Origin of the sequence: Streptomyces sp. NBC_00224 (assembly GCF_041435195.1) — a bacterium.
Lineage (GTDB): Bacteria > Actinomycetota > Actinomycetes > Streptomycetales > Streptomycetaceae > Streptomyces.
The window spans coordinates 2,643,128-2,667,586 of sequence record NZ_CP108106.1; the positions used below are offsets into that span (position 1 = coordinate 2,643,128).

The following is a 24,459-nucleotide window of genomic DNA, read 5'->3' on the forward strand; positions in this document are numbered from 1 at the left end:
CGGCGAAGGGTCTCACCCGCCGCCTCACCACACCCGTACCGACCCACCCAGCGCGAACACCGGGCTCGTCGCGTCCGCCGGGACCTCCTTGAGCGGCTCGGCGATCTCCTCGACGGTCGGGCCCACCCTCGCCGCGATCCCGTCCAGGAACGGCAGGTCGAAGCCGTACACCCGGGCCGCGTTGCCGCCCGCCATCCGCGCCACCTCGTCCCTCGGCAGCCCCGCGTAGGCGATCCGCAGGCCCTCGCGGGAGTAGGGGGTGGTGCCCTCGTCGTGCGGGTAGTCGCTGCCCCACATGATCTTGTCGAGGCCGATCCGGTCGCGCAGCGGCACCTCGTGGGGGCGCATGAAGCTGGCGCCCACATAGCAGTTGTCGCGCCAGATCCGGCTCGGCCCCGCGCCCATCGACTCCGCGAGGCCCGCGCCGAACTTGGACTCCGCCGTCGCCGCCCGGGTCGCCGCCGACACCAGGCGCTCGTGGTAGTAGTCGAGCATCTCGATCACGCCGGGGATCCAGCCCGAGCCCTGCTCGGTGAGGATCAGCTTCAGCGCCGGGTGGCGGCGGAACGCGCCACCGAAGATCAGGTGCCACAGGGCCCGGTGCGAGAACCAGGTCGTCTCCACCATGAAGACGGCCCGCGCGGCCGGTTCCTCGCCGAGCGGCGGCGACGCGGAGCCGCCGTGGTGGTTGACCGGTACGTCGAGGTCGGCGCAGGCCGCCCAGATCGGGTCGTAGACGGCCGAGTACAGCTCGGGTACGCCCGAGCCGGGCGGGGCGCCAGGGAGCATGATGCCGCCGGTCAGACCCGCCTCCTTCACCCGGTGGATCTCCGCCACCGCCGCGTCGACGTCGTTCAGCAGGATCTGCGCCACACCCGCCCTGCGGCCCGGCACCAGCGCGCAGAAGTCGGCCAGCCAGCGGTTGTGGGCCCGCAGCCCCGCCCAGCGCTGATCGAGCTCCTCCCGCGTCGGCGCGGGGGCCATCAGCGAGGCCGAGGGGAAGAACGGCGGGATGGTGTTGGGGAACACCACCTCCGCGACGATCCCGTCCGCCTCCAGCTCGGCCACCCGCCGCTCGGAGTTCCAGTTGCGGTCGGCGGTGTCGGCGAGCAGGTCCTCGTGCGGATTGACGTAGGTGGCGGCCCAGGCGTCGAAGTCGTCGTGGTGGCGCTTCTCCAGGTACGGCTTGTAGTCGAGGAGGTCGGCGCCCGCGTGGCAGTCGGCCGAGATCACCGTGTACCGGTCGGCGGTCATGACACCCCCAGGACCGGGAAGTCGTGGTCGGTCAGCCAGTGCCGGCCCACCTCGCGCGACCGCGCCCAGGACGCCTCGACCGCCGATTGGTCCTCGCTCTGGCCGAGTTCGGCCGGGGTCGGGCCGATGCGCCGGGCCAGCGGGGCCAGTTTCGCGGTGTCGAAGCCGAAGACCTCCGCCGCCGCCAGGCCCAGCATCCGGCGCGTCTCCGCCACCGGTATGTCGTGGAAGGTCTTGCGCAGCCACTCGCGGGTATGCGGCCAGGTGCCCTCCGGGTGCGGGAAGTCGGAGCCCCAGAGGATGTTGTCGACGCCGATCTCGTAGCGCTGGGCCAGCTCGCGCCGTTTGGTGTTGGTGGCGCAGACGAAGATCTGGCGGTCCAGGTACTCGCTCGGCGGGCGCTTGAGCTCGGCGAACGGCGAGAGCTTCTTGCCGCCGTGCGCGCCCAGGTACAGCCGGTCCATGAACCACAGCAGGTTCGGCAGCCACCAGCAGCCCGACTCCGCGACCCCGAAGCGGAGTCCGGGGTGGCGCTCGAAGACACCGGACCAGAGCAGGAACCACAGCGGCCGGGCCGGCCACCAGGTGACCTCGCTGACGTAGATGCCGAGGTGGTCGCCGTACTCGTGGCGGGGCGCCGCTCCCGAGTGGGTGACGACCGGCATCCCGGTCTCGGCGGCCGCCGCCCAGACGGGGTCGTAACGGCGGTCGTGGTACGGGGCCTTGTCCACCCACATCGAGGGGATCATCAGCGCGCCGAGCCCGGACTCCTTGGCCCGGTGGATCTCCGCGACCACGCGCGCGACGTCGCCCGTCACCGGCAGCAGGGCGACCCCGCAGTGCCGTGCCGCGTTTTCGGCGCTCCCACCCACGAACTCGGCGAGCCAGCGGTTGTGCGCCTGCGCGCCCGCCATGCCGAGGTCGGGGTCCTGGTCGCCGGAGAGGCCGAGGCCCACCCCGAAGGGCGCGGCGGTCCGGCTGTCGACGGCGTCCGCGTCGGGGAAGACGACCTCGGCGGCCACCCCGTCCCCGTCGAGCTCCTTGAGCCTGCGGGCGGCGTCCCAACCGCCCTTCAGACCCTCTTCGTTGTCGGCGAACCACTTGTCCGCGAATGCCTCGTTGCGGACGCCCAGACGGGTCATCTCCTCGCGGCGGCGCTCCCGCCCGTCGAGGAAGCCGTCGAAGTCCCGATGGAAGCGGGAGTCGAGATAGGGCCGGTACCGCTCGGTGGGGAGCCCGGCGTGGCAGTCGGAGGAGATGATCAGGTACGGGTCGTTATGTGCACCTTTGGACGTGCTGTTCTCTGGCATGACGCATCCCTCAGTCCAGAATGAAGTTCTCCAGGTACGACGGATCGGTCCGGTCCAGCATCGACTGCGACCTCGCCCTGATCTGGCGGTCGCTGTGCTCGCTCGGCGGGAGCATCCAGAAGCGGTCGGCCCGGATGCCGTCGACGACCGTTTCGGCGACCTCCTCGACCGGGGTGAACTCGACCTCCTGCCCGGCCGCCCGCATCGCCGCCTCCCACTGGCCAAGGCTGCGGTAGGGCGCCTTGCGCGGGCGCTCCTTGGCGTACCGGTCGGGGCGGTTGCGGTGCGACTCCCACAGTCCGGTGCGCAGCATGTGCGGCCCGGGGAAGAGCACGGACGCGCCCACGCGCGCGTGCTCCGCCTTCAGGTGCGCGTACAGCGACTCGGTCATGGTGACGACGGCCGCCTTGGTGACCGCGTACACGGAGGCGGTGGGCAGCGGTGCGATCCCGCCGTCGCCCGACGAGGTGTTGACGACATGGCCCGGCTCACCGGAGGCGATCATGCGGGGCACGAAGGCCTGGATGCCGTGGAAGACGCCCCACACATTGACGGCGAAGGCCCACTTCCAGTCGTTGACCTCGTGCTCCCACATCCGGCCCTCGGCGCCCGAGCCGACGCCCGCGTTGTTGCACAGGACGTGGACGGCCCCGAACGTGTCGTACGCCGCGTCCGCCAGCTGTTGCACGGACGCCCGCTCCGAGACGTCGACCACACGCGCGTGGACGCGCGCCCCCTCCTCGCGCAGCTCCTGCGCCGCCTTCTCCAGGGCCGCCTCCTCGACATCCGCGAGGACCACCTTGAGCCCCTCGGCCGCGAACCCGCGGGCCATCGCGAGCCCGATCCCGCTCGCCGCGCCGGTGACGACGGCGACCTGCCCCTCGGTGAGCCGCATCACACACTCCCCGCCGGCGGGCCGTCGAGGATCTGCTGCGGGTCGTCGTAGCGCTGGTGGATGTACGGCAACAGGGCCTGGGCGCTGACCCGTTCGGCCACCCGGCCCCGCTGGTCGGTGGTCTTCTCGCCGATCGTGATCTCCACGACGCGCCGGACCGGGAGGTCCGCGACCGGGTCGTACATGGACTCGCGCAGCACCACGTCACCGGTGATCCGCTCCAGCTTGCGGACCTTCTCGTTGCGTACGCAGTACACGAGCACCGGGTCCGCGTCGAAGCCCTCGCCGTCCACGGCGGGCAGGAACTTGAAGTAGAAGTCGACCTTCTCCGTCGGCTCCGGCAGCGGCAGCGCGCTGTCGACCGCGCCGCGCACCTCGACGAAGGCGATGCCGTGCCGGGCGAGCGCGGCCCGGACGACCAGGCCGTCCCGCTCGACGGTGACCTCGCCGAGCTTCTTCGGCTCGCCGAACACCTCGCGCCCACCGATCAGCGCCCGCTCATGGGTCATCGGCATCACCAGCGGATACCAGCCGGGCTGCCCGTCGTGCACGGCGGAGACCGCCACCGAGCCCGCGCCGAGCGGATAGCCGGGCAGGTCCACCCGGCTGATGTTGGCCCGTACGAGTGAATCCCCGGCGGGCTTGAGCGGCGGCGGCAGCACGGCCGCCACCGCGTCGGGGTCGCTCTCCCAGACGGCCACCACACCGGTGGACCAGATGTCGGGGAGACGGGAGCTCGCGGTGCGCGCGGCCCGGATCTCGTCCTCGGTCCGCGCTCCGTACCGTACGCGTGCCATGGCGTACCACCCTTCCTGGGTTGTGCCTCGCAGTGCGTTCCCCCGGGTCTGTAACACAGTTACACCGAGCCCGATGAAGGGTAAAGAGCCGTGCAGCAACCGGAGTTGGGAGGGGGCGGACCATGACGCGTACGTCTCTGAGCCGCGAGGAGGTCCTGGAGGCCGCCGGGGCCCTGGTCAGACAGCACGGCCCGGCCGCCCTCACCATGCGTAAGCTCGCCGCCGAGCTCGGCACGGCGGTCACCTCGATCTACTGGCACGTCGGCAACCGCGAGTCGCTGCTAGACGCGCTCGTCGAGCGGACCGTGCGGGAGCTGGGCGAGATCAGACCGCGCGGGCGCACCCCGGCCGCCCGGATCGTCTCGGTCGCCACCGCGCTGCGCCGGGAGCTGCGCGAGCGCCCGCACCTGATCGCGATGGTCCACGAACGCGGCTTGACCGAGCGGATGTTCCTGCCCGCCCAGCAGGCCCTGGTCCACGAGGTCCACGAGGCCGGGCTGCGCGGGACCGCCGCCGCGCGGGTGGTACGGGCGGTCCAGTTCCAGGTCGTCGGCCATGTCCTGGTCGAGCGCTACCGCGAGCGGGCTCCGGCGCAGCACCCCGGCGAGGACGAGCTCTGGCACACCGCGCCCGCCGAGCACGACCCGGCGCTCGCCCGTGCGCTGGCCCGGCCGCCGGACCCGGAGCGGCTGTTCGCGGCGTCGGTGCGGGCCCTGGTCGACGGGCTGCTCGCACAGCCGTGTTGACGGGCGCCGGTCGCACTGTCAGTGCGGCCCCGTATTCTCTGTGACCATGCTCGACGACCGTACGACAGCAGCAGCGACATGGCCGGCCGCCTACCCACAGGGGTACGCGGTCGTCGACGTGGAGACCACCGGCCTCGCCCGCGACGACCGGATAGTGTCGGCTGCCGTCTACCGCCTGGACGCCCAGGGCAACGTCGAGGACCACTGGTACACGCTGGTCAACCCGGAGCGCGACCCCGGCCCCGTGTGGATCCACGGGCTGACCACCGACGTCCTGGCGGACGCGCCGCTCTTCCCGGAGATCGCCGCGGAGTTCGCCGAGCGCCTGGACGGCCGGGTCCTGGTCGCGCACAACGCGATCTTCGACTGGCAGATGATCTCCAGGGAGTACGCACGGGCGAAGCGCACCGCGCCGGTGCGCCAGCGGCTGTGCACCATCGCGCTCTCCAAGGAGCTCGACCTGCCGCTGCCCAACCACAAACTGGAGTCGCTGGCCGCGCACTACGGAGTGGTGCAGCAGCGCGCGCACCACGCGCTGGACGACGCGCGCGTGCTGGCCGAGGCGTTCCGCCCGAGCCTGCACGAGGCGGCGCGGGTCGGGGCCCGGCTGCCGCTGCTCGAATGCCGCCCGCTCACCGAGTGGTCGGACGGCCCGGCCGCCCCCCGCATCGGCTACCAGGCCACCGGTTCGTACGGGAGCCGGGGCTCCAGCTGGCGGCCCGCGCGCAAGCGCCCGGTGTGCCCGCACCCCAACCCCGGCCGTTACGAAGTGGATAAACCACTCAAGCAGGGCATGCGGGTGGCGTTCTCCGGCGACACCTCCATCGACCGGGAGCTCCTGGAGGACCGCGCGATCGAGGCCGGGCTGCACGTGGCGACCAGCGTCTCCCGGCTGACCAGCCTCCTGGTGACCAACGATCCGGACTCGGCGACCTCCAAGACCGTGAAGGCGAAGTCGTTCGGCACCCCGGTCGTCGACGAGGCGGCCTTCACCCAGCTGCTGCGGGACGTGGCTCCGGCAGACGGGTGACCGCGTGGCGTGCCGCCCGCCGTTGCGGCGCGGTGCGTCGCACCCTGTGGCGCATGGCACGTTGTGAGGTCTGCGGAAACGACTACGGGATGTCCTTCGAGGTGCACGCGCAGGGCGTGGTGCACGTCTTCGACTGCTTCTCGTGCGCCATCCACCGCATGGCGCCCATCTGCGAACACTGCCGGGTCCAGATCATCGGCCAGGGCGTCGAGGTCGAGGGGCACTGGTACTGCGGCGGGCACTGCGCCCGAGCGGAGGGCCGGGTGGGCATCGTCGACAAGGTCTGATCCCCCGTACCCCGACCCCCTTCCGAACACCCCACGGCCGAGTTGTACCGTCGTGGGGTGTATCGCTTCCTGTTGTCCCGGCAGTGGGTGCTCGTCACCCTCCTCGCCCTCGTTCTCATCCCCACGATGATCGAGCTGGGCTTCTGGCAGCTGCACCGCCATCAGCACCGCGTCGCGCAGAACACCGTCATCGCGGACAACCTGAAGGCCAAGACGGTCCCGGTGACCGCGCTCACCTCCCCCGGCCACACCGTCCCGCACGCCCAGTACTGGCGCCGGGTCACCGCCACCGGCACGTACGACACCGCCCACGAGGTCGTGGTGCGCCGTCGGACCGCCGCCGACGGGCAGGTCGGGTACCACGTCCTCACCCCGTTCGTCCTCGACGGCGGACCGACCGTGCTGATCAACCGCGGCTGGGTGCCGGACAACGGCAGCCAGACCGAGTTCCCGCAGATCCCGGCCCCGCCCAAGGGCGAGGTCACGGTCACCGGGCGGCTGATGGCCGACCAGACGACCGCGGCCAGCGGCATCAAGGACATCAAGGGCCTGCCGCCCCGCCAGGTGATGCTGATCAGCAGCGCCCAGCAGCAGAAGGCGCTCGGCCGCCCGGTCCTGGGCGGCTACATCGAGCAGACCGCGCCCGAGTCCGGCGACTCCCCCGAGCTGATCCCGGCCCCGGACCACTCCTCGATCGGCCCGCACATGGCGTACGCCGTGCAGTGGTGGCTGTTCACCGCCGGGGTCCCGGTCGGCTGGGTGATCCTGGTCCGCCGCGAGAAGCGGGACCGGGCCGAGGCGGCGGCGAAGGCCGGGGCGGCGGAGCCCGCACCCGCGACGGCCTGACCGGGACCGCACCGGCCGTCGCCCGATCCGATCCGCACCGTCCGGTCCTATTGACGTACTTGCCTGATTGACAATTCCGCCGGGCGGGAACACGCCAGAGCGTGACGCGACGTATCCAACGCATCGAGGACTACGCCCTCATCGGCGACCTCCAGACCGCCGCCCTCGTCGGCCGCGACGGCTCCATCGACTGGCTCTGCCTGCCCCGCTTCGACTCGGCGGCCTGTTTCGCGGCGCTGCTCGGCGACGACGACAACGGCCACTGGCGGATCGCCCCGGCGGGCGCCGGGGACTGTACGCGCCGCGCCTACCTCGACGACTCGCTCGTCCTGGAGTCCGTCTGGGAGACCCGCACCGGCACGGTCCGCGTCCTCGACCTCATGCCCCAGCGCGACACCGCCCCCGACGTCGTACGGATCATCGAGGGCGTCAGCGGCAGCGTCGAGATGAGCTCCGTGCTGCGGCTGCGCTTCGACTACGGCCGGGTGGTGCCCTGGGTGCGCCGCGCCGACGGCCACCGGGTCATGGTCGCCGGCCCCGACTCGGTCTGGCTGCGCACCGAACCCGCCGTCAAGACCTGGGGCCAGCAGATGAGCACCCGCTCGTCGTTCACCGTGGGCCCCGGCGAGAAGGTCGCGATGGTCCTGACCTGGCACCCCTCGCATGAGCCCCGGCCGTCGATAATCGATCCGTTCGAGGCGCTGGAGCAGAGCCTGGCGGACTGGCGCGAGTGGGCGGGCAAGTGCCGCTGCACCGGCCCCCACCGGGACGCCGTCGTCCGCTCCCTCATCACCCTCAAGGCCCTCACCTACGCACCGACCGGCGGCATCGTCGCCGCCCCCACCACCTCGCTTCCGGAGGAGCTCGGGGGCGTGCGCAACTGGGACTACCGCTACTGCTGGCTGCGCGACTCGACGCTGACGCTGGGCGCGCTGGTCTCGGCCGGCTACCTCGACGAGGCGGCGGCCTGGCGCGACTGGCTGCTGCGCGCGGTCGCGGGCGACCCGGCCGACCTCCAGATCATGTACGGCCTCGGCGGCGAGCGGCGCCTGCCGGAGACCGAACTGCCGTGGCTGCGCGGCCACTTGGGCTCCGCCCCGGTCCGGATCGGCAACGCCGCCGTCAAACAGCTCCAGCTCGATGTGTACGGCGAGGTCATCGACTCCCTCCATCTGGCCCGTAAAGCGGGCATGGCCGCCAAGCCGCACACCTGGAACGTCGAACTCAGCCTGCTCGGCTTTCTGGAGTCCCGCTGGCGCGAGCCGGACGAGGGCCTGTGGGAGGTGCGCGGGGAGCGCCGCCACTTCGTGCACTCCAAGGTGATGGCGTGGGTCGCCGCCGACCGGGCGGTGCAGGCCCTGGAGTCCGACCCGTCCCGGCGCGGCGACGCGGAGCGCTGGCGGCGGATGCGGGACGAGGTGCACCGGGAGGTGTGCGAGAAGGGGTTCGACGCCGAGCGGAACACCTTCACCCAGGCGTACGGGTCCGCGGAGCTGGACGCGGCCACGCTGCTCATCCCCCGGGTCGGGTTCCTGCCGGGCGACGACCCGCGGGTGATCGGGACGGTGGACGCGGTGCGCGCCGAGCTGGGCCACGACGGCTTCGTGCGCCGCTACAGCACCGAGGGCAGCGCGGTGGACGGTCTGCCCGGCGACGAGGGCACCTTCCTGGTCTGCTCGTTCTGGCTGGCCGACGCGCTGCGGCTGACCGGCCGCGAGAAGGAGGCGCGGGAGCTGTTCGAGCGGCTCCTCGCGCTCCGCAACGACGTCGGGCTGCTGGCCGAGGAGTACGACCCGGCGGCCGGCCGGCAGCTGGGCAACTTCCCGCAGGCCTTCAGCCACATCGGGCTGGTGGCGACCGCGCTGGGGCTGGAGGCAGGATAGGCGCATGGATCTTGGACTGAAGGACCGCGTCTACGTCGTCACCGGTGCCTCCCGGGGCCTCGGCCTCGCCTCGGCGCGGGCGCTCACGGCCGACGGCGCGAAGGCGGTGCTCAGCGGCCGCGACGAGAAGGCGGTGGCGAAGGCCGCCGAGGAGCTGGGCCCGAACGCGCTGGGCGTGGCCGTCGACAACGCCGACACCGGCGCGGCCGCCCGTCTGATCGCCACCGCCCGCGAGCGGTTCGGCCGCTTCGACGGCGTGCTGATCAGCGTGGGCGGCCCGCCGCCCGGCTTCGTCGCCGACAACACGGACGAGCAGTGGCGCTCGGCCTTCGAGTCGGTGTTCCTGGGTGCGGTACGGATGGCGCGCACGGCGGCGGAGGAGCTGGACGAGGGCGGCGTGATCGGCTTCGTCCTGTCGGGCTCGGTCCACGAGCCGATCCCCGGCCTGACCGTCTCCAACGGCCTGCGCCCGGGCCTCGCGGGCTTCGCCAAGTCCCTGGCGGACGAGCTGGGCCCGCGCGGCATCCGGGTGGTCGGTCTGCTCCCGGCCCGCATCGACACCGACCGCGTCCGCCACCTGGACGCCCTCTCCGGCGACGCGGAGGCCGCCCGCACGGCCAACGAGGCCCGGATCCCGCTGCGCCGCTACGGCACCCCGGAGGAGTTCGGCCGCACGGCCGCGTTCCTGCTCTCGCCCGCCGCGTCGTATCTGACGGGCCTGATGCTGCCGGTGGACGGCGGGTCACGGCACGGGTTCTGAGGCAACGGCGACCGCCCCCTACCGCCGTGGCACCGGCGGCCGGGTTGAGCGGGCTCGCCGTGGCCCTCGGTGCCCTCGGCGAGGCGCGCGCCGCGCGCGGGGTGTCGAGGCGGGCCGCCCGGATCCAGCGGCGGCCGGCCCGGGACATCGGCGGGCCGCTGTGGACCGGGGTCAACTCACCCGCTGCGCCCGGTGCTTGACCCCGCGCAGCCGTACCTCGGCCGGGAGTGCGGCGAGGCCCGCCGAGTCGCGGGCGTGGGCGAGGGCCTCCGAGGTGAGGCGGGAGAGGGCTTCGGCGGGGGCCGCGTGGGGCTCCAGGAGGAGGGCGACGCGGGCCGCCGGGGTGGTGCGGCGGCCGTGCAGGGTCACCTGGGCGCGGGCCACGCCCGGCAGCGACTCCGCCTCGCCCGCCAGGACCGTCTCCATGGCGCGGCCGCGCAGCAGCGCGCCCTCGCCGTCGCCCGAGTCCACCAGGACCTCGGCCAGCCGCGCCCGGCGCAGCTGGGCGAAGAGCCACCAGAGGGTGAGCAGGACGAGTACGGCCAGCGCCGCGATGACCGTCGGCCACCACCAGCCGTGGTGGTGCCAGCGCTCCCGGCGCGCGCGGTCGAGCAGTACCTCGTCGGTGCCCTCCCAGGGCCACCACGCCGGGACCGAGAGACCCGCCCCGGCCGCCAGGACCGCGCCGCCCGCCGCCACCAGGATCAGCCCGACGAGGCCGATCAGCACCCGGTTCACCGTCCTGAGCATGGGTCACCTCTTCCTGGCGGCACGGCCCACGTGCACGGCGAGCCCGGGCTGTCCGGCGAGCCCGAGCTCCTTGATGCCCGCGCCCAGAGCGGCGTCCAGATCGGCCCGTACGTCGTCGAGCTCGCGGAAGTGCGAGACGGCCCGTACGGCGACCTTGGCGCGGCCCATCCTGACCCGCACCGACTGCACGCCCGGGACCTCCATCGCCCGGTCCCGCAGCACCAGCGCGGCGGCGGAGCGGTCGAGCCCGGCGCGCACCCCGGCCGAGGCGCGCCGCATCGGCAGCACGTCCCGCATCCCCGGCGTCACCGCGAGCACGATCAGCCAGATCCCGACGGCCACCACGACGCCCGCGCCGGTGAGCACCACCGCCTCGTCCACGGCGTGCCGGGCCATCCAGTCCGCGAGCCGACGGCGCCAGTGCATCGCGGGGCGGTCCGCGCGTACGGCCGCGATGTCGTACAACAGGGGCCCGGACACGGCCAGTACGGCCACGGCGACCAGTACGGCGGGCACCCGCCGCACCGACCAGAAGCGCCCGGCCCGGCCGCCCTCGTCCTCGGCGAGGACCGGCACGGGGTCGTAGGCGGCGGACGACTGCGACTGATCGAGCCCGCCGTCGGGGTCCTTGGCGGGGCCCTTCTCCATGACGACGGGGAGGCGCCGGGTGCCGCTCGCGCCACTCGTTCCACTGGACGGGTCGTGCCCGCCCGGCTCGCTGGGCTCGCTCATGTGATCCTCCCCCGGTCCGCCGTACCGGTGTGCGCCGAGTGCAGACGCTCGATCTGCACCGCCACCTCGGGCACCTCCATGCCCGCCAACGCCCTTACCCGCTCGGCCACTTGCCGACGCACGGCACCGCACTGGGCGCCGAGATCGGAGGGGTAGCTGAGCTCCAGGCTGACCCGCACCCGGGCCACGTCCTGGTGCACCGTGACCGCCGCGTGGGGCGCGGTGCCGCCCTCGGGGAGCGCGCCCAGCACCTCGCGCGCCGCCTGTGCGGCGATCTTCGCGACGACCCGGTCGGCGATACGGGTCGCCCCGCGCTCGGCGGGCGCGATCCGGCGGGGCGCGGCGGCCGGCCCGGGGCCGTTGGGGTCCGACGTGACGGCGGGGCCGTCTCCGCCCCGCGCGCCGGTCCTCCCCCGGCCGGGCCGGGCCTCACCGGACCCGGACGCCGCCGTCGACGACACCGTCATGAGCCCGCGTCACCGCCGCCGGTCGCCGCGGTCGCGGTCCCGGGGACGGAAGAAGTCGCCGGGTTCGAGATCGCCGTCCAGGAACCTGCCCACCACGAATCCGATCGCGCCGAGCGCCGCGACCAGCAGGAACGCCCCGAAACCGCCGAAGTATCCGGCGAAGCCGAGCGCCATGCCGGCCACCATGCCGATCACCGCCATGCTCATCCTGAGCTCCTCAGTCGCTCCTCAGCCGGGGGCCGGGGCCTCATCGGGGGCCTCACTGGAGCCGGGGCTCCGGCCCGTCCTCTTCCTCATCCGGAAGTTTCACGTCGCTCACCGCGATGTTGACCTCGACGACCTCAAGCCCCGTCATGCGCTCCACGGCCGCGATCACGTTCTCCCGTACGGCACGGGCCACATCCGAGATCGACACGCCGTATTCGACGACGATCTCCAGGTCGAGCGCCGTCTGGACCTCGCCGACCTCGGCCTTCACCCCGCGCGCCACGGCGGATTTGCTGCCACCGGGCACCCGGTCGCGAACCGCGCCGAAGGTACGGGACAGACCGCTGCCCATCGCATGGACGCCGACGACCTCACGGGCCGCGAGCCCCGCGATCTTCTCCACCACGCCGTCGGCGATGGTGGTACGGCCGCGCGTGCCGGGGTCGCCACCGCCGCGCTTGGCGGTGGAGCTCTTTCTGGTCCCGCTCTCGGCGGTGTCCCTGCCGCCCGCGCCGGACGGTTCGGGGCTGCTGCGTTCCACGGTGTCGCTCATGGCGTTCATCCCTTTCGGCTTCCCCTTCCCCTCAGCTGCCCACACTAAGTGCGGTTGCCCCTTCTCGCGCCGGGGATGCGGCAGGCTGGAGCAATGACGCCAGACGTGTGGAGCACGGAGGTACGGCGCCGACTGGCCCTGGGCAGGCTGCTGCCGCTCGGGGACGCGGCGGACGGCGCATGGGTGACGGAGCGGGCGGCGGGGGCAGTGCTGCGGGCCGCCTGCGCGTCGGTTCCCGGCCTGGCGGTCACGTCCCTGCGCCTCGCGCTCGCCGACCCGGCGGCGGCCGGGGTGCCCGCGGTTCCGCCACCGCCGAGCGGGCTGCCGCCGGGGGATGTACGGGCGGTGGTGGAGGTGGCGGTGTGGGGTGACGGTCGTCCGCGTACGGAGGGGGTGCGGGAGGCGATGCTGTCGGCGTCGTCCGCGCGACTGGGCCTGCGCCTGTCCCGGGTCGACATCCGGGTGACGTCCCTGCTGGACGCCCCCGCGCATCCGGCTCCCCCGGATCCCCCACCCGGGGTACACCCCGGGCCCCCGCTCTCCGTCCCCGGCGTGGCGTTCCTGACGTCGGAGCTGGCGGGGCCGCTGGGGGCGACGCCGGAGTGCCTGGAGGTGGCGGTCGCGCCGGGGCACCGGGCGGTGGAGGTGGTGCGGGAGGTCCGGGCGGTGGTGGGGGGCGGGGTCGCGGTGCTGGTGACGTGGGCGGGGTGAGCCTCCGGCGGGCGGCCGGGTTCGTCGACTGCGGGCTCGGTGGGGGCTGGTCGCGCAGTTCCCCGCGCCCCTTAGGTAACTCCAGCACCTTTAGGGGCGCGGGGAACTGCGCGCCCAGCCACAGACGACCCGCAGCCGAACGGGGCCCGGGGCGCAGCCCCGGGGAAATCAGTCCGCGAGGCCCGCCAAGTCGCGCAGGCGGCGCGCCTGAGCGCCCCGCTCCGCGACCCGCTGCTCCTCGTACGACCGCCCCGACGCCCCTCGCAGCAGCGCCTTCGTCTCGATCACCGCATCCCGCGGCGCAGCAAGAAGCGCCGCCGCCAAGTCGCGTACGGACGCGTCCAGTTCCGCCCCCGGCACCGCGAGATTCGCGAGCCCGATCCGCTCGGACTCCTCCGCTCCGACGAAGCGGCCGGTCGCGCAGATCTCCAGGGCGCGGGCGTAGCCCACCAGGCTCACCAGGGGGTGGGTGCCCGTCAGGTCCGGCACCAGGCCCAGGCTGGTCTCGCGCATGGCGAACTGCACGTCGTCGGCGACGACGCGCAGGTCACAGGCGAGCGCGAGCTGGAAGCCCGCACCGATCGCGTGCCCCTGGACCGCCGCGATCGACACGATGTCGTTGCGGCGCCACCAGGTGAACGCCTCCTGGTACTCGGCGATGACCCCGTCCAGCTCCGCGTCGGAGCCGCGTGCGAGGTCGATGAAGGACGGCTCGCCGTCGAAGCCTTCGGGAGTGAAGGCCTGACGGTCGAGCCCGGCGGAGAAGGACTTGCCCTCTCCCCGCAGCACAACGACCCGGACGGTGCCGGGCAGTTCCTGACCGGCGGCAGCCAACGCCCGCCACAGAGCGGGAGACTGGGCGTTGCGCTTGTCCGGGTTGGTCAGGGTCACCGTGGCGACTGCGTCGTCGACGGTGAGCCGGACGCCGTCCTTGTCGAGTACGGGGTCGGGCGAAGCCATGGGGCGCCTCCGGGTCGGGTGCGGTCAAATAAGTGACTGCACAGTAACTACCCGGCCGACCGTGCGACCGACCGGGTGGCAACCCGACCCGGCGAGCCCATGGTTCCGCCCGGCCCCGGTCAGGCCGAGGCGGTCTTCTTGCCGCGTGTCGCTCCGCCGCGTCCGCGCAGTACCACCCCGGACTCGCTGAGCATCCGGTGGACGAATCCGTAGGAGCGGCCGGTCTCTTCGGCCAACGCCCGGATGCTCGCACCGGAGTCGTACTTTTTCTTCAGGTCTGCCGCGAGCTTGTCGCGCGCGGCGCCGGTAACCCGGCTGCCCTTCTTCAGAGTCTCGGCCACCCGTGCCTCCTCATGGGAAGTGCGCTCTGGACTTCTCATGATCACCCCTCCCGGGCTTCCTGGCCACCCATTCGGCAAGGTCCGTGCAACCGGGTTTCGGCGCAGGGCGGCGCAAGACGGGGCCGGAATCACAAATTCCGCACGGCCACGGAACCGCCCCGAATTCGAGCGCGGCAAGAACGCGCTGGTCAGGGGTGTGTTCGGGGTCACACTCCGGAATCAGTCCGTCCCGTACCCATCGGATCTTGATCCCGTGCATGACACGCCGGGGTACGAGACGCACTCACTCAGATTGAGGATCACACGTAAGCCGAATGATCCATATGGAGTGGATCAGTCGCCCTGGGTCAGGCGAGGGCGACCAGATCCGCGTAGTCGGGACCCCACAGGTCCTCGACCCCGTCGGGCAGAAGAATGATGCGCTCGGGCTGTAGAGCCTCGACCGCGCCCTCGTCGTGCGTCACTAGAACGACCGCGCCCTTGTACGTACGCAGCGCGCCCAGGATCTCCTCGCGGCTGGCCGGGTCGAGGTTGTTGGTCGGCTCGTCGAGGAGCAGGACGTTGGCGGACGAGACCACCAGCGTGGCCAGGGCCAGCCGGGTCTTCTCGCCGCCGGAGAGCACACCGGCCGGCTTGTCCACGTCGTCGCCGGAGAACAGGAACGAGCCCAGCGTCTTGCGGACCGCGACCAGGTCCAGGTCGGGCGCGGAGGAGCGCATGTTCTCCAGGACCGTGCGGTCCGGATCGAGCGTCTCGTGCTCCTGGGCGTAGTAGCCGAGCTTGAGGCCGTGGCCCGGGGTGACCTCGCCGGTGTCCGCCTTCTCGGCCCCGGCGAGCAGCCGCAGCAGGGTCGTCTTGCCGGCGCCGTTCAGACCGAGGATGACCACCCTCGACCCCTTGTCGATGGCCAGGTCGACGTCGGTGAAGATCTCCAGGGAGCCGTACGACTTGGACAGGCCCTCGGCGGTCAGCGGGGTCTTGCCGCAGGGCGCCGGGTCCGGGAAGCGCAGCTTGGCGACCTTGTCGGAGACCCGTACCGCGTCCAGGCCGGAGAGCAGCCGCTCGGCGCGCTTGGCCATGTTCTGCGCGGCCACCGTCTTGGTCGCCTTGGCGCGCATCTTGTCGGCCTGGGAGTTGAGGGCCGCGGCCTTCTTCTCGGCGTTCTGGCGCTCGCGCTTGCGGCGCTTCTCGTCGGCCTCGCGCTGCTGCTGGTAGAGCTTCCAGCCCATGTTGTAGACGTCGATCTGGGAGCGGTTGGCGTCCAGGTAGAACACCTTGTTGACGACCGTCTCGACCAGGTCCACATCGTGGGAGATCACGATGAAGCCGCCGCGGTACGTCTTGAGGTAGTCGCGCAGCCAGACGATCGAGTCGGCGTCGAGGTGGTTGGTCGGCTCGTCGAGGAGCAGGGTGTCGGCGTCCGAGAACAGGATCCGGGCGAGCTCGACACGGCGGCGCTGACCACCGGAGAGGGTGTGCAGCGGCTGGCCGAGCACCCGGTCGGGCAGCCCGAGCGCGGCCGCGATGGTGGCGGCCTCGGCCTCGGCGGCGTACCCGCCCCTGGTGAGGAACTCGGTCTCCAGGCGCTCGTACTTCTTCATCGCCTTCTCGCGCGTGGCGCCCTTGCCGTTCGCCATGCGCTCCTCGTTCTCGCGCATCTTGCGCAGCACCTCGTCGAGGCCGCGTGCGGAGAGCACGCGGTCGCGCGCGAGGACGTCGAGGTCGCCGGTCCGGGGGTCCTGCGGCAGATAGCCGACCTCGCCGGAGCGGGTGATGGTGCCGCCGGCCGGGGTTCCCTCGCCGGCCAGGCACTTGGTGAGGGTGGTCTTGCCGGCTCCGTTACGGCCGACGAGACCGATGCGGTCGCCCTTGGCGACTCGGAAGGACGCGTTCTCGATGAGGATGCGGGCGCCGGCGCGCAGCTCGATGCCGGTGGCGGTGATCACGGAAATACTCCAGGGCGGTATGGACGGCGGGACGGACGGGGGTCGAGGGAGCGTCGACGCCGTCTAATGCACAAGGAGAATTGCCATGGGCCAATTCTAGCGGTGGTGTGCAACTGCTTTTACGTGCGGTGATCTCTTACGAAAGGTGATCACCCGGGCGCGGTGACGACCCCCGTGGGGCGGCCCGGGCACCGGTCCGCCGGGCGGCCTCACACGCCCCGGGCGGCGCCCACGCGCGCGGGGAGCTCGTTGCCCAGCGGGGTGCGGCCGGGGGCGATGCGCCCGAGGGTGTCCACCGCCACCACCTCCTGGGTCCACACGTCCCGGTCGCGGCAGGGCTGGGCGACGAGCAGAACGCCCGCCACGCGCGCGATGCGGCCCGGGTCGAAGGCGCACTCCCGCCGGGCGGGCAGCATCCAGCGCAGATCCCCGTCGGCGGTGCGGTACGCGGCGATGCGCTCGGGGGTGACGACGGCGAGCATCCCGCCGCCCCGGGCGCCCGGAGCCAGCTGCTGGAGCACGCCCGCGGCCCGGCCGGGGCGCCCGGCGAGCCAGCCCGCGAGGCCCGGGACGGCCCGGTGCCAGCGGACCGCGTCGACCGAGAGCACGCGCGCGGTGTCGGTGACCATGCCGTCGCTCCACAGCGCGAAGGCGTGCCCCGGCGCGGTGCGCACCGCGAGCGGACGGCGCCCCTCGCGGCGGTACGTCCAGCTGCGCGCCCCGCTCCTCGGGTCGTACGCCTCGACGGCCGCGCCCCGCACCCGTACCGCCGGGCGGGCCGGCGCGGCGGCGGGCAGCACGGTGAGGCGGTCGCCGTAGGGGGCGGGGCGGGCGTGCTGTGCCTCGGTGACCAGGGGAAGGGCCAGTACGGCGGCGACGGCGGCCAGCGCGAGACGGTTCCGGTCCATGAGGCGCCGAGCGTATCGGCCACCGTGTCAAAAGGGGCGCAACGCAATGAACTGTTTGATACTCGGGGTGATATCGGGTGACGGAGGGTGGTGGGCCCGTGCAGTTCGACGACGACGCCGATCTGGACGCGTCCGAGGTCAAGGACGTGCGGGGCAGTCGGGTTCCCGGCGGCAGGGCGACCATCGGCGGCGGCATCGTCGGACTCGTCGCGCTCGTGCTCGGCCTGCTGTTCGGGGTCGGCCCCGAAGAGCTGGGCCTCTCCTCCGGCGACTCCACCCCGGCGACCTCGGTGTCGTCCCAGGGGCAGGTGCGGGAGAGCTGCCGCAAGGGGCGCGACGCCAACACCAAGGAGGACTGCCGGATCCTCGCGGTGGTCAACAGCGTGCAGGACTACTGGTCGCAGGAGTTCCCGCGCCGGGGCGGCCGCTACACGCCCGCGCAGACCGTCTTCTTCACCGGCCGGGTCACGACCGCGTGCGGGACGGCGACCTCGGCGGTCGGGCCGTTCTACTGCCCGGGCGACCGGCAGGTCTATCTGGACCTCGGGTTCTTCGACGACCTGCGGACCAAGTTCGGCTCCACCGGCGGGCCTTTCGCCCAGGCGTACGTGGTGGCGCACGAGTACGGGCACCACGTCCAGAACCTGATGGGCACCCTCGCCCGGTCGCAGGACGGACAGCAGGGCGCGAACAGCAACGCCGTGAAGGTCGAGCTCCAGGCCGACTGCTACGCCGGGGTGTGGGCGCACCACGCCACGACGACCCCGGACCCCAGGACCGGCAGGCCGCTGCTGACCCGGCTGACCGACCAGGACATCGAGGACGGCCTGGACGCGGCGGCGGCCGTGGGTGACGACCGGATCCAGGAGAAGTTCCAGGGCCGCGTCACCCCGGAGTCCTGGACGCACGGCTCGGCCCAGCAGCGCCGGCAGTGGTTCTCCACCGGCTTCGGCACGGGCGACATGGGCCGCTGCGACACGTTCGCGCGCTGAGCCGGCGGGCCGCCCGCACACGGCCTGCCGCCGGTCCGAGGGGCGTTGTCAGTGCCGGGTGCCAGACTGAGATCCAGGTCACATCGAGGCAGGCCGACGAGTGGGACGGGAGTTCGTGATGAGTGTGTATCCGACGATTCTGTACGCGGACGCGAAGGCCGCGATCAATCTGTTGAAGGACGCCTTCGGGTTCACGGAGACGAGTGTCTACGAGGACGCGGACGGCTTGGTGCTGCACGCCGAACTCGCCAGCGGCACCGGGGTGGTGATGCTCGGCTCGAAGGGCCGGGGCGGCCTCTTCGCGGACGCCATGCGCGACGCGGGCCCGGTCGGTGTCTACGTGGTGGTGGACGACGTGGACGCGCACCACAAACGGGCGGTGGAGCACGGCGTGGAGATCCTGATGGAGCCCACCGACCAGGACTACGGCTCACGGGACTACATGGCGCGCGACGCCGAGGGCAACGTGTGGAGCTTCGGTACGTACGCCCCCGGCGCGGCGGGCTGACCCCGGCTACACGCCGCCGGTGTGGACCTGGAAGGCCGCGCGGCGCACGGCCTTGGCCAGGGCCGGGTCCGGATGGGCGGCGGCGAGGGCGACCAGGACCTGGACGGTACGGGGGTGGCCGACGGCCCTGACCTCGTCGAGCAGGGCGGGCACGGTGCCCTGCACGGCCGAGTCGAGGTGGCGCACCATCAGCTCGACCTCGCCGTGGTCGGCGACGGCCGCGGCGGTGTCGACCCAGAGCCAGGTGGACTCCTCGCGGGTCAGGACGGCGGTGACGTCCTCGGGGTCGCTCCCCTCGTGCTCGGCGAGCCAGAGCAGGGCGTAGGGGCGCAGGAAGATCTCGTCGGTGGCGGCGCGCACCTCGGGCTCGGCGGGAGCGCCGACGACCCGGAGCGCCTCGAAGGCGAGCCCGCGCACCAGGGCGTCCTCGCCCCGGGCCGCGTCGAGCAGTTCGGTCACCGCGCTGCCGACGGGCCGGGCGGCGAGCCAGGCGCGGTACTCGGCGCGGGCCGGGCCGGGGGTGAGCCGGGCGCAGCCGCGCAGCATGTCCTCGGCGGACTGCTCGATGTTGCCGGCCGGGCTCTGCGCGGCGACGCAGATCTGCTCCAGCTTGACCCACACCGCCCAGCTGCCCAGCGGGGTGAGGGTGGCCGAGCCCTCGCCGAGGGTGAGCGCGCCGACGGCGGCGAGCCCGGCGAGCACCCAGTCCAGGAGGAGGGAGAGGAAGGCAAGGGAGGCGGGGCGGTCGCCGCCGGTGCCGTCCGCGTCGGTGCCGTATGGGACTTCGCAGCGCTCGTCGCGCAGTTCGTCGACGCGCTGGCCGAGCAGATCGAGCAGGGCGGGTACGAGGACGGGACCGGCCGAGAGCTGGAGGAGGGAGAGCACCTGGGGGACGGCTTCGACGACCTCGGCCACGGCGGCGGGCGCGATGGCGGCCGGGGCGGGGTGGACGATCGACCAGGCGTCGAAGAGGGCGACCCAGCCGCGCAGCACCGCGGCGTCGTCGCGGTCCCAGGCGCGCAGCCGCCAGCCGGGGCGCGCGGTGCCGCCGTGCAGCTCGACGAGTCCGGCGAGCCGGGCCCGGTCCCAGCCGGCCCGCACCTGGGCGGGCGTCAGCCGCAGGGTGGCGGCGGCCAGTTCGGCGGCGGCGCCGGACAGGGTGCCCGTCGGGGCGGGGCGGGGCGCGCTGCCCCGGGCGCGCTCGGCCTCGGCCCAGCGGGCGACGCGTACGGCGTCGGCGAGGACCGCTCTGGCCTGGCGGGCCAGTTCGGCGGCGGCCGGGGTGCCCTCGGGCGGCCGGGAGCCCGCCGGGGAGCGGCGGTCGCTCACGGCCCGGCGTGCGCTGGCGAGGGGTCGGGCATCCTTCGCGTGCGGTGCGCGGACAAGCCGCAGTCTGGAGTCTCGCGGCAACTTCTCTTCAGGCTTCCGGGACGTCACGGATGCAGTCTTCCCGTTGACAGGCAGAAAGCCCAAACGGAATGGGGGAAGTCCGGCTCCCGCACGGGCCGGGCGCGGCCGGGCTCCGGGGCTGTCCTCTGGGGTGGCGCGGTCCGTTGACGGGCCGATTGCAGAAACGGAATGGGCGCCCTGATCGTCGGGGCGGTGCGGCGCGCCCCCCGTGCGCCGCTTCGGGGGATCCGGCCCCGCGCGTCACATGAGCGGGGTCAGGAAGCGCCGCAGTGCCTCCTCGTAGCGGGCGGGGTCCGCGTTCCACATCGAGGCGTGCGGGGCGTGCTGGACTGTGTGAAGGGTCACCAGATCGGGGCGGCGGGCCGCGAGTTCACGGGTGAGGTGCCAGGAGGCCAGGGTGTCGTCGGGGCCGTGGAAGACCAGCGCCGGGACGCGCAGGGCGGCCGGGTCGGCCGCCTCGCGCAGATGGTCGCCGTGCGGACCGGTGCGGCCTTGCGCGGCCCGGACGGCGAGCGGAAGCAGCGCGCTGGGGGCGCCGTGGGCGAGGGCGAGGGCGCGCAGCGTGCCCTCCCAGTCGAGCACCGGCGAGTCGAGGACGACGCCCCGGATGTGCTCGCGCATCCCGGAGCTCGCGGCGGCGTGCAGCGCCATGGTGGCGCCGGTGGACCAGCCGTGCAGGATGACGCGCTCGGCGCCGGAGCGCACGGCGTAGCGGATGGCGGCGTCCAGGTCGCGCCACTCCGAGTCGCCGAGGTGGCCGAGGCCGTCCGGGGACCGGGGGGCGCCCTCGTCGCCCCGGTAGGCGAGGTCGAGCACCGGCAGCCGATGGCGGTGCAGGAACCCGATGACGTTGAGCGGGTGTTCGCGGGTGGTGCCCAGGCCGTGCACGGTGATCACCCAGGTGTTCCGTACGCCCTGCACCAGCCAGGCGGGCAGCACACCGAGCTCGGCGGGGATCTCGACGTCCTGGTAGTCGAGGCCGAGCGCCTCCTTCGGGGTGCCGTGGTGGAGCTGTGGGGTGAGCCGGACCCGGTCCCCCGGCTGCGGGGTGCCCCGGGTGACCCGCTCCAGGCGGCGCACCACGGTGTCCGCCGGATGCGGCACGTCGACGACCTCGCCGACCACCGCGCGGATGCCGGGACCCTCGATCCCGTACGTCCCGGGGCGCAGCGAGGCCAGGCACCGGGTCAGGGCGATCCGCCCGGGCCCGGTGGCGTGCACGGTGAGCTCGGGGTCGGTGGGCAGCGGGCGGCCTGGCGGCGCCTTGAGGGCCGCGTCGCTCGCGTACCGTCCGGCGGCCACCGCTGCCGCGCCGACGCCGATGAGTGTGGTGACGGCCGCTGCCGTCGCTGTAGCCGGGCGCACCGTTCCAGTGTCGGCAGTGCGCGGCCGCACGGCCAGTGGGCGGGGGCCTACCGGAGCACGGCCGGGCCGGGGGCGTCCCCCTGTCCGTACCCCCGGAACTGTTCGGCGGCCCGGTCGAGGTCGGCGCCGGAGAGCAGGGAGGGGGTGCGGCCGGGGACGGAGGAGGCGGCGAGCCAGAGGCGGCACATCCACTCCAGCTGGGCGGTGCGGTCGTATGCCTGGGAAAGAGTGGTTCCGTAGGTGATCGTCCCGTGGTTCTGGAGGAGACAGCCGGTGCGGCCTTCGAGGGCGCGCAGCATGTTCCGCGCCAGTTCCTCGGTCCCGTACAACGCGTAGGGCGCGACCTGGACCGGACCACCGAGCGTGGCGGTCATGTAGTGGACCGGCGGGAGCTCGGTGACCAGGGTGGAGACGGCCGTGGCGTGCACGGCGTGGGTGTGGACGACGGCCAGGGCGTCGGTGTGCCGGTATACGGCCAGGTGCATCGGCAGCTCGCTGGTGGGCCGCAGTGTGCCGGTCACCTGGCGGCCGGTGAGGTCGACAGCGACGGTGTCGTCCGGGCCGAGGCGGTCGTAGGGGACCCCGGTGGGGGTGACCAGGACCAGCTCCCCGACGCGTACGGAGACGTTGCCCGAGGTGCCCACGACCAGGCCTTCCTCGGCGGTGCGGCGCGCGGTGGCGGTCAGTTCGGCCCAGGCCGCGGCGGTCGCTCCGGAGTCGTTCGGCTCTCCCATGGGGGCGATCCTCGCAGGCTCCGAGCCGGGGGTAGCAGAGTGACCAGAATCTCTTCAATAGGACCTATGGCCGGTTCGCGGGGTTTGTCAGGGGCTGCCCATGTCAAAAACCACGCCAAAAACCGGTCAGATACACCGTGAAGCCCGACCCAGTTCACCTTCCGTTCATCCAGGTTACTTACGTTCGTCCAGCCACTGACGTCGAACGATTGACTGGGTAAATGGAACACATCACGCTGCTGCTCGCCATTGTGGTCGTGACAGCTCTAGTGTTCGATTTCACGAACGGTTTCCATGACACCGCCAACGCGATGGCCACGACCATCTCGACCGGCGCCCTGAAGCCCAAAGCCGCGGTCGCCATGTCCGCCGCGCTCAACCTGGTCGGCGCGTTCCTGTCAGTGGAGGTCGCCAAGACGATCTCCGGCGGGATCATCAACGAAAAGGGCATCAGAACAGAGGTGATCTTCGCGGCGCTCGTCGGCGCGATCCTCTGGAACCTGGTGACCTGGCTGCTCGGCCTGCCGTCCAGCTCGTCCCACGCCCTGTTCGGCGGTCTGATCGGCGCGGCCGTGATGTCGGCCGGCTGGTCCTCGGTGAACGGCTCGACCGTCGTCACCAAGGTGCTGCTCCCCGCCGTCGCCGCCCCGATCGTCGCGGGCGTCGCCTCGATGCTGGCCACGCGTCTGACGTACCGGATCAACCGGAATACGGACGAGAAGGCCACCGCCAAGGGCTACCGGGCCGGTCAGATCGCCTCCGCCGGTCTCGTCTCGCTCGCCCACGGCACCAACGACGCGCAGAAGACCATGGGCATCATCACGCTCGCCCTGGTCGCCGGCGGTGTGCTGCACCCGGGCGCCAACCCCCCGCTGTGGGTCATCGTCTCGGCCGGCATGGCCATCGCCATGGGCACCTACCTCGGCGGCTGGCGCATCATCCGCACCATGGGCAAGGGCCTGACCGAGCTGGCGCCGCCGCAGGGCTTCGCCGCCCAGTCCGGTGCCGCGACCGTCATCCTGGCCTCCTCGCACATCGGCTTCTCGCTCTCCACCACCCAGGTCTGCTCCGGCTCCGTCATGGGCGCCGGCCTCGGCCGCAAGGGCGGTGTGGTCCGCTGGTCCACCGCGACCCGCATGTTCATCGCGTGGGGCCTGACCCTGCCCGCCGCGGGTCTGGTCGGCGCCGGCGCCGAGTTCCTGACCGGCCAGGGCACCTGGGGCATCGTCCTCGTGGCGATCCTGCTGATCGCGGGTTCCGGCTTCATCTGGAAGCTGTCGCGCCGCGAGCCGGTCGACCACAACGACGTCATTGCCACCGCCACCCCGGCCGAGTCCCCGGCCGAGCCCGCGGGCGTCGTGACCACCGCGATCGCCGCCGTCACCCCGCCGCCCACCGCCGCCGCCGTGGCCGCCGATCTGACGGCCACCATCCCGGCCCCGGCCCCGGTGGCCCCCGTCGACCCGGCCCGCCCGGCTGTCGTCTAACGGGCCGACCCGGCCGCGCACCCCAAAGGAATCGTCATGCACATCGACTGGGCAGCTCTCGGCACCGTCTTCGGTGTCAGCCTCATCGTCACCGTCGGCCTGGTGGGCCTGTTCACCGTCGGGATCGTCGGCCTCAGCAAGCAGCAGTCGGCCGCGGCCGGCAAGGGCAACGTCGCCGTGGCCCGCACCACCGCCTACCTCTGCTTCGCGCTCTGCGCGGCGGCCGTCGCGTACGGCATCAACCTGATCGTCGGCAAGTAGCCCGGCGAGCAGCGCCGCACACACCTCTGAACCGCCCTCCGGCCCGGCCGGAGGGCGGTTCTCTGTGTGCCCCAACACACTCTCCCGTCGCAGGTCAGCAGCGAGTTGACGGGCGTTCCCGGGCGTGGTGGACTGCCCGAGCCATTTACGGCGGCAGAAGAGGAAGCCGGTGCGAATCCGGCGCGGTCCCGCCACTGTCATCGGGGAATCATCCCCGTGAGCCAGGAACTCTCACCGCCGGTCGACGTCGTACCAGGGCGCGGACACCCTGAGTGAGGACATACCGCCATGCGCGCCTGCCTGTTGTCGGCACCCCCCG

At 72.8% G+C, this 24,459-nt stretch carries 27 protein-coding genes and 1 riboswitch; of the genes, 11 read left to right on the forward strand and 16 right to left on the reverse strand.

Going from position 1 to position 24,459, the window contains the following annotated elements; all coding sequences use genetic code 11:
- Positions 1–24 precede the first annotated feature (24 nt).
- Genes OG965_RS11795 through OG965_RS11810 form a run of 4 tightly spaced genes read right to left on the reverse strand, consistent with a single transcriptional unit; the run spans position 25 to position 4,256 of the window.
- Positions 25–1,254 (reverse strand): amidohydrolase family protein, encoded by a 1,230-nt coding sequence (locus OG965_RS11795; RefSeq protein ID WP_371651879.1) that lies wholly within the window; start codon positions 1,252–1,254, stop codon positions 25–27.
- Positions 1,251–2,564: an amidohydrolase family protein gene (locus OG965_RS11800; RefSeq protein ID WP_371651881.1), complete on the reverse strand. Its 1,314-nt coding sequence runs from the start codon at positions 2,562–2,564 to the stop codon at positions 1,251–1,253. Before OG965_RS11800 ends, OG965_RS11795 begins: the two co-directional genes overlap by 4 nt.
- Positions 2,565–2,574: 10 nt before the next feature.
- The gene (locus tag OG965_RS11805; protein WP_371651883.1) at positions 2,575–3,459 is read right to left on the reverse strand and encodes an SDR family NAD(P)-dependent oxidoreductase; all 885 of its coding nucleotides are present in this window, start codon (positions 3,457–3,459) and stop codon (positions 2,575–2,577) included.
- Positions 3,459–4,256: an acetoacetate decarboxylase family protein gene (locus OG965_RS11810; RefSeq protein ID WP_371651885.1), complete on the reverse strand. Its 798-nt coding sequence runs from the start codon at positions 4,254–4,256 to the stop codon at positions 3,459–3,461. The genes OG965_RS11805 and OG965_RS11810 overlap by 1 nt, the downstream gene beginning before the upstream one ends.
- A 122-nt stretch (positions 4,257–4,378) precedes the next feature.
- Here OG965_RS11810 and OG965_RS11815 point away from each other — a divergent pair, with 122 nt between their 5' ends.
- The 6 genes from OG965_RS11815 to OG965_RS11840 all read left to right on the forward strand — a co-directional run bounded on the left by OG965_RS11815 (position 4,379) and on the right by OG965_RS11840 (position 9,808).
- Positions 4,379–5,002, forward strand: a complete 624-nt coding sequence (locus tag OG965_RS11815) for a TetR/AcrR family transcriptional regulator (RefSeq protein WP_371651887.1) — start codon at positions 4,379–4,381, stop codon at positions 5,000–5,002.
- A gap of 40 nt (positions 5,003–5,042) precedes the next feature.
- On the forward strand, positions 5,043–6,032 hold the full coding sequence (locus tag OG965_RS11820) for a DEDDh family exonuclease (protein ID WP_371651889.1): 990 nt from the start codon (positions 5,043–5,045) through the stop codon (positions 6,030–6,032).
- 53 nt (positions 6,033–6,085) lie between these two features.
- Positions 6,086–6,319, forward strand: coding sequence for a hypothetical protein (locus OG965_RS11825; protein ID WP_067160707.1), 234 nt, complete (start codon positions 6,086–6,088; stop codon positions 6,317–6,319).
- A 57-nt stretch (positions 6,320–6,376) separates the two neighbouring features.
- Entirely contained in the window at positions 6,377–7,165 is a 789-nt protein-coding gene (locus OG965_RS11830; protein ID WP_371651891.1) for an SURF1 family protein, read from the forward strand.
- Positions 7,166–7,266: 101 nt separating this feature from the next.
- Positions 7,267–9,048, forward strand: coding sequence for a glycoside hydrolase family 15 protein (locus OG965_RS11835; RefSeq protein WP_371651893.1), 1,782 nt, complete (start codon positions 7,267–7,269; stop codon positions 9,046–9,048).
- Between the two features lie 4 nt (positions 9,049–9,052).
- The gene (locus tag OG965_RS11840) at positions 9,053–9,808 is read left to right on the forward strand and encodes an SDR family oxidoreductase (protein ID WP_371651895.1); all 756 of its coding nucleotides are present in this window, start codon (positions 9,053–9,055) and stop codon (positions 9,806–9,808) included.
- A 171-nt stretch (positions 9,809–9,979) separates the two neighbouring features.
- Here OG965_RS11840 and amaP read toward each other — a convergent pair whose 3' ends face one another.
- From amaP to OG965_RS11865, 5 genes are read right to left on the reverse strand one after another with little or no spacing between them, the layout of a single operon-like run.
- Complete coding sequence (gene amaP, locus OG965_RS11845; protein ID WP_371651896.1) at positions 9,980–10,558, reverse strand: alkaline shock response membrane anchor protein AmaP; 579 nt, start codon at positions 10,556–10,558, stop codon at positions 9,980–9,982.
- Between the two features lie 3 nt (positions 10,559–10,561).
- Complete coding sequence (locus OG965_RS11850) at positions 10,562–11,290, reverse strand: DUF6286 domain-containing protein (protein ID WP_371651898.1); 729 nt, start codon at positions 11,288–11,290, stop codon at positions 10,562–10,564.
- Entirely contained in the window at positions 11,287–11,757 is a 471-nt protein-coding gene (locus OG965_RS11855; protein WP_371651899.1) for an Asp23/Gls24 family envelope stress response protein, read from the reverse strand. The genes OG965_RS11850 and OG965_RS11855 overlap by 4 nt, the downstream gene beginning before the upstream one ends.
- A 9-nt stretch (positions 11,758–11,766) precedes the next feature.
- Complete coding sequence (locus tag OG965_RS11860; protein WP_371651901.1) at positions 11,767–11,964, reverse strand: hypothetical protein; 198 nt, start codon at positions 11,962–11,964, stop codon at positions 11,767–11,769.
- Positions 11,965–12,016: 52 nt separating this feature from the next.
- Positions 12,017–12,517 carry an Asp23/Gls24 family envelope stress response protein gene (locus OG965_RS11865; RefSeq protein WP_371651903.1) on the reverse strand — a complete coding sequence of 167 codons (501 nt, stop codon included), beginning with the start codon at positions 12,515–12,517 and terminating at the stop codon, positions 12,017–12,019.
- A gap of 93 nt (positions 12,518–12,610) precedes the next feature.
- Here OG965_RS11865 and OG965_RS11870 point away from each other — a divergent pair, with 93 nt between their 5' ends.
- On the forward strand, positions 12,611–13,228 hold the full coding sequence (locus OG965_RS11870; protein WP_371651905.1) for a nucleopolyhedrovirus P10 family protein: 618 nt from the start codon (positions 12,611–12,613) through the stop codon (positions 13,226–13,228).
- Between the two features lie 168 nt (positions 13,229–13,396).
- On the opposite strand, the gene OG965_RS11875 is transcribed toward OG965_RS11870, so the two are convergent.
- The 4 genes from OG965_RS11875 to OG965_RS11890 form a co-directional block, all read right to left on the reverse strand.
- Positions 13,397–14,188, reverse strand: coding sequence for an enoyl-CoA hydratase/isomerase family protein (locus OG965_RS11875; protein ID WP_371651907.1), 792 nt, complete (start codon positions 14,186–14,188; stop codon positions 13,397–13,399).
- A gap of 119 nt (positions 14,189–14,307) precedes the next feature.
- Positions 14,308–14,529, reverse strand: coding sequence for a helix-turn-helix domain-containing protein (locus OG965_RS11880; RefSeq protein WP_067157635.1), 222 nt, complete (start codon positions 14,527–14,529; stop codon positions 14,308–14,310).
- Positions 14,530–14,876: 347 nt separating this feature from the next.
- Positions 14,877–16,475 carry an ABC-F family ATP-binding cassette domain-containing protein gene (locus tag OG965_RS11885; RefSeq protein WP_371651909.1) on the reverse strand — a complete coding sequence of 533 codons (1,599 nt, stop codon included), beginning with the start codon at positions 16,473–16,475 and terminating at the stop codon, positions 14,877–14,879.
- A gap of 209 nt (positions 16,476–16,684) precedes the next feature.
- Positions 16,685–17,383: a hypothetical protein gene (locus OG965_RS11890; RefSeq protein WP_371651911.1), complete on the reverse strand. Its 699-nt coding sequence runs from the start codon at positions 17,381–17,383 to the stop codon at positions 16,685–16,687.
- A 98-nt stretch (positions 17,384–17,481) separates the two neighbouring features.
- On the opposite strand from OG965_RS11890, the gene OG965_RS11895 reads away from it, so the two are divergent.
- Together OG965_RS11895 and OG965_RS11900 are read left to right on the forward strand one after the other, a co-directional pair.
- The gene (locus OG965_RS11895) at positions 17,482–18,375 is read left to right on the forward strand and encodes a neutral zinc metallopeptidase (RefSeq protein ID WP_371651913.1); all 894 of its coding nucleotides are present in this window, start codon (positions 17,482–17,484) and stop codon (positions 18,373–18,375) included.
- A 118-nt stretch (positions 18,376–18,493) separates the two neighbouring features.
- The gene (locus OG965_RS11900) at positions 18,494–18,883 is read left to right on the forward strand and encodes a VOC family protein (protein WP_371651915.1); all 390 of its coding nucleotides are present in this window, start codon (positions 18,494–18,496) and stop codon (positions 18,881–18,883) included.
- A gap of 6 nt (positions 18,884–18,889) precedes the next feature.
- On the opposite strand, the gene OG965_RS11905 is transcribed toward OG965_RS11900, so the two are convergent.
- From OG965_RS11905 to OG965_RS11915, 3 genes are all read right to left on the reverse strand, one after another.
- Entirely contained in the window at positions 18,890–20,212 is a 1,323-nt protein-coding gene (locus tag OG965_RS11905) for a hypothetical protein (protein WP_371651917.1), read from the reverse strand.
- Positions 20,213–20,533: 321 nt separating this feature from the next.
- Positions 20,534–21,658: an alpha/beta hydrolase gene (locus tag OG965_RS11910; RefSeq protein ID WP_371651919.1), complete on the reverse strand. Its 1,125-nt coding sequence runs from the start codon at positions 21,656–21,658 to the stop codon at positions 20,534–20,536.
- A 47-nt stretch (positions 21,659–21,705) separates the two neighbouring features.
- Positions 21,706–22,392 (reverse strand): class II aldolase/adducin family protein, encoded by a 687-nt coding sequence (locus tag OG965_RS11915; protein WP_371651921.1) that lies wholly within the window; start codon positions 22,390–22,392, stop codon positions 21,706–21,708.
- A 221-nt stretch (positions 22,393–22,613) separates the two neighbouring features.
- On the opposite strand from OG965_RS11915, the gene OG965_RS11920 reads away from it, so the two are divergent.
- Together OG965_RS11920 and OG965_RS11925 are read left to right on the forward strand one after the other, a co-directional pair.
- Positions 22,614–23,879, forward strand: a complete 1,266-nt coding sequence (locus OG965_RS11920; protein ID WP_371651924.1) for an anion permease — start codon at positions 22,614–22,616, stop codon at positions 23,877–23,879.
- A gap of 36 nt (positions 23,880–23,915) precedes the next feature.
- Positions 23,916–24,140, forward strand: coding sequence for a hypothetical protein (locus OG965_RS11925; protein WP_190093641.1), 225 nt, complete (start codon positions 23,916–23,918; stop codon positions 24,138–24,140).
- Between the two features lie 111 nt (positions 24,141–24,251).
- Positions 24,252–24,394, forward strand: a riboswitch (cobalamin riboswitch).
- Positions 24,395–24,459 lie beyond the last annotated feature (65 nt).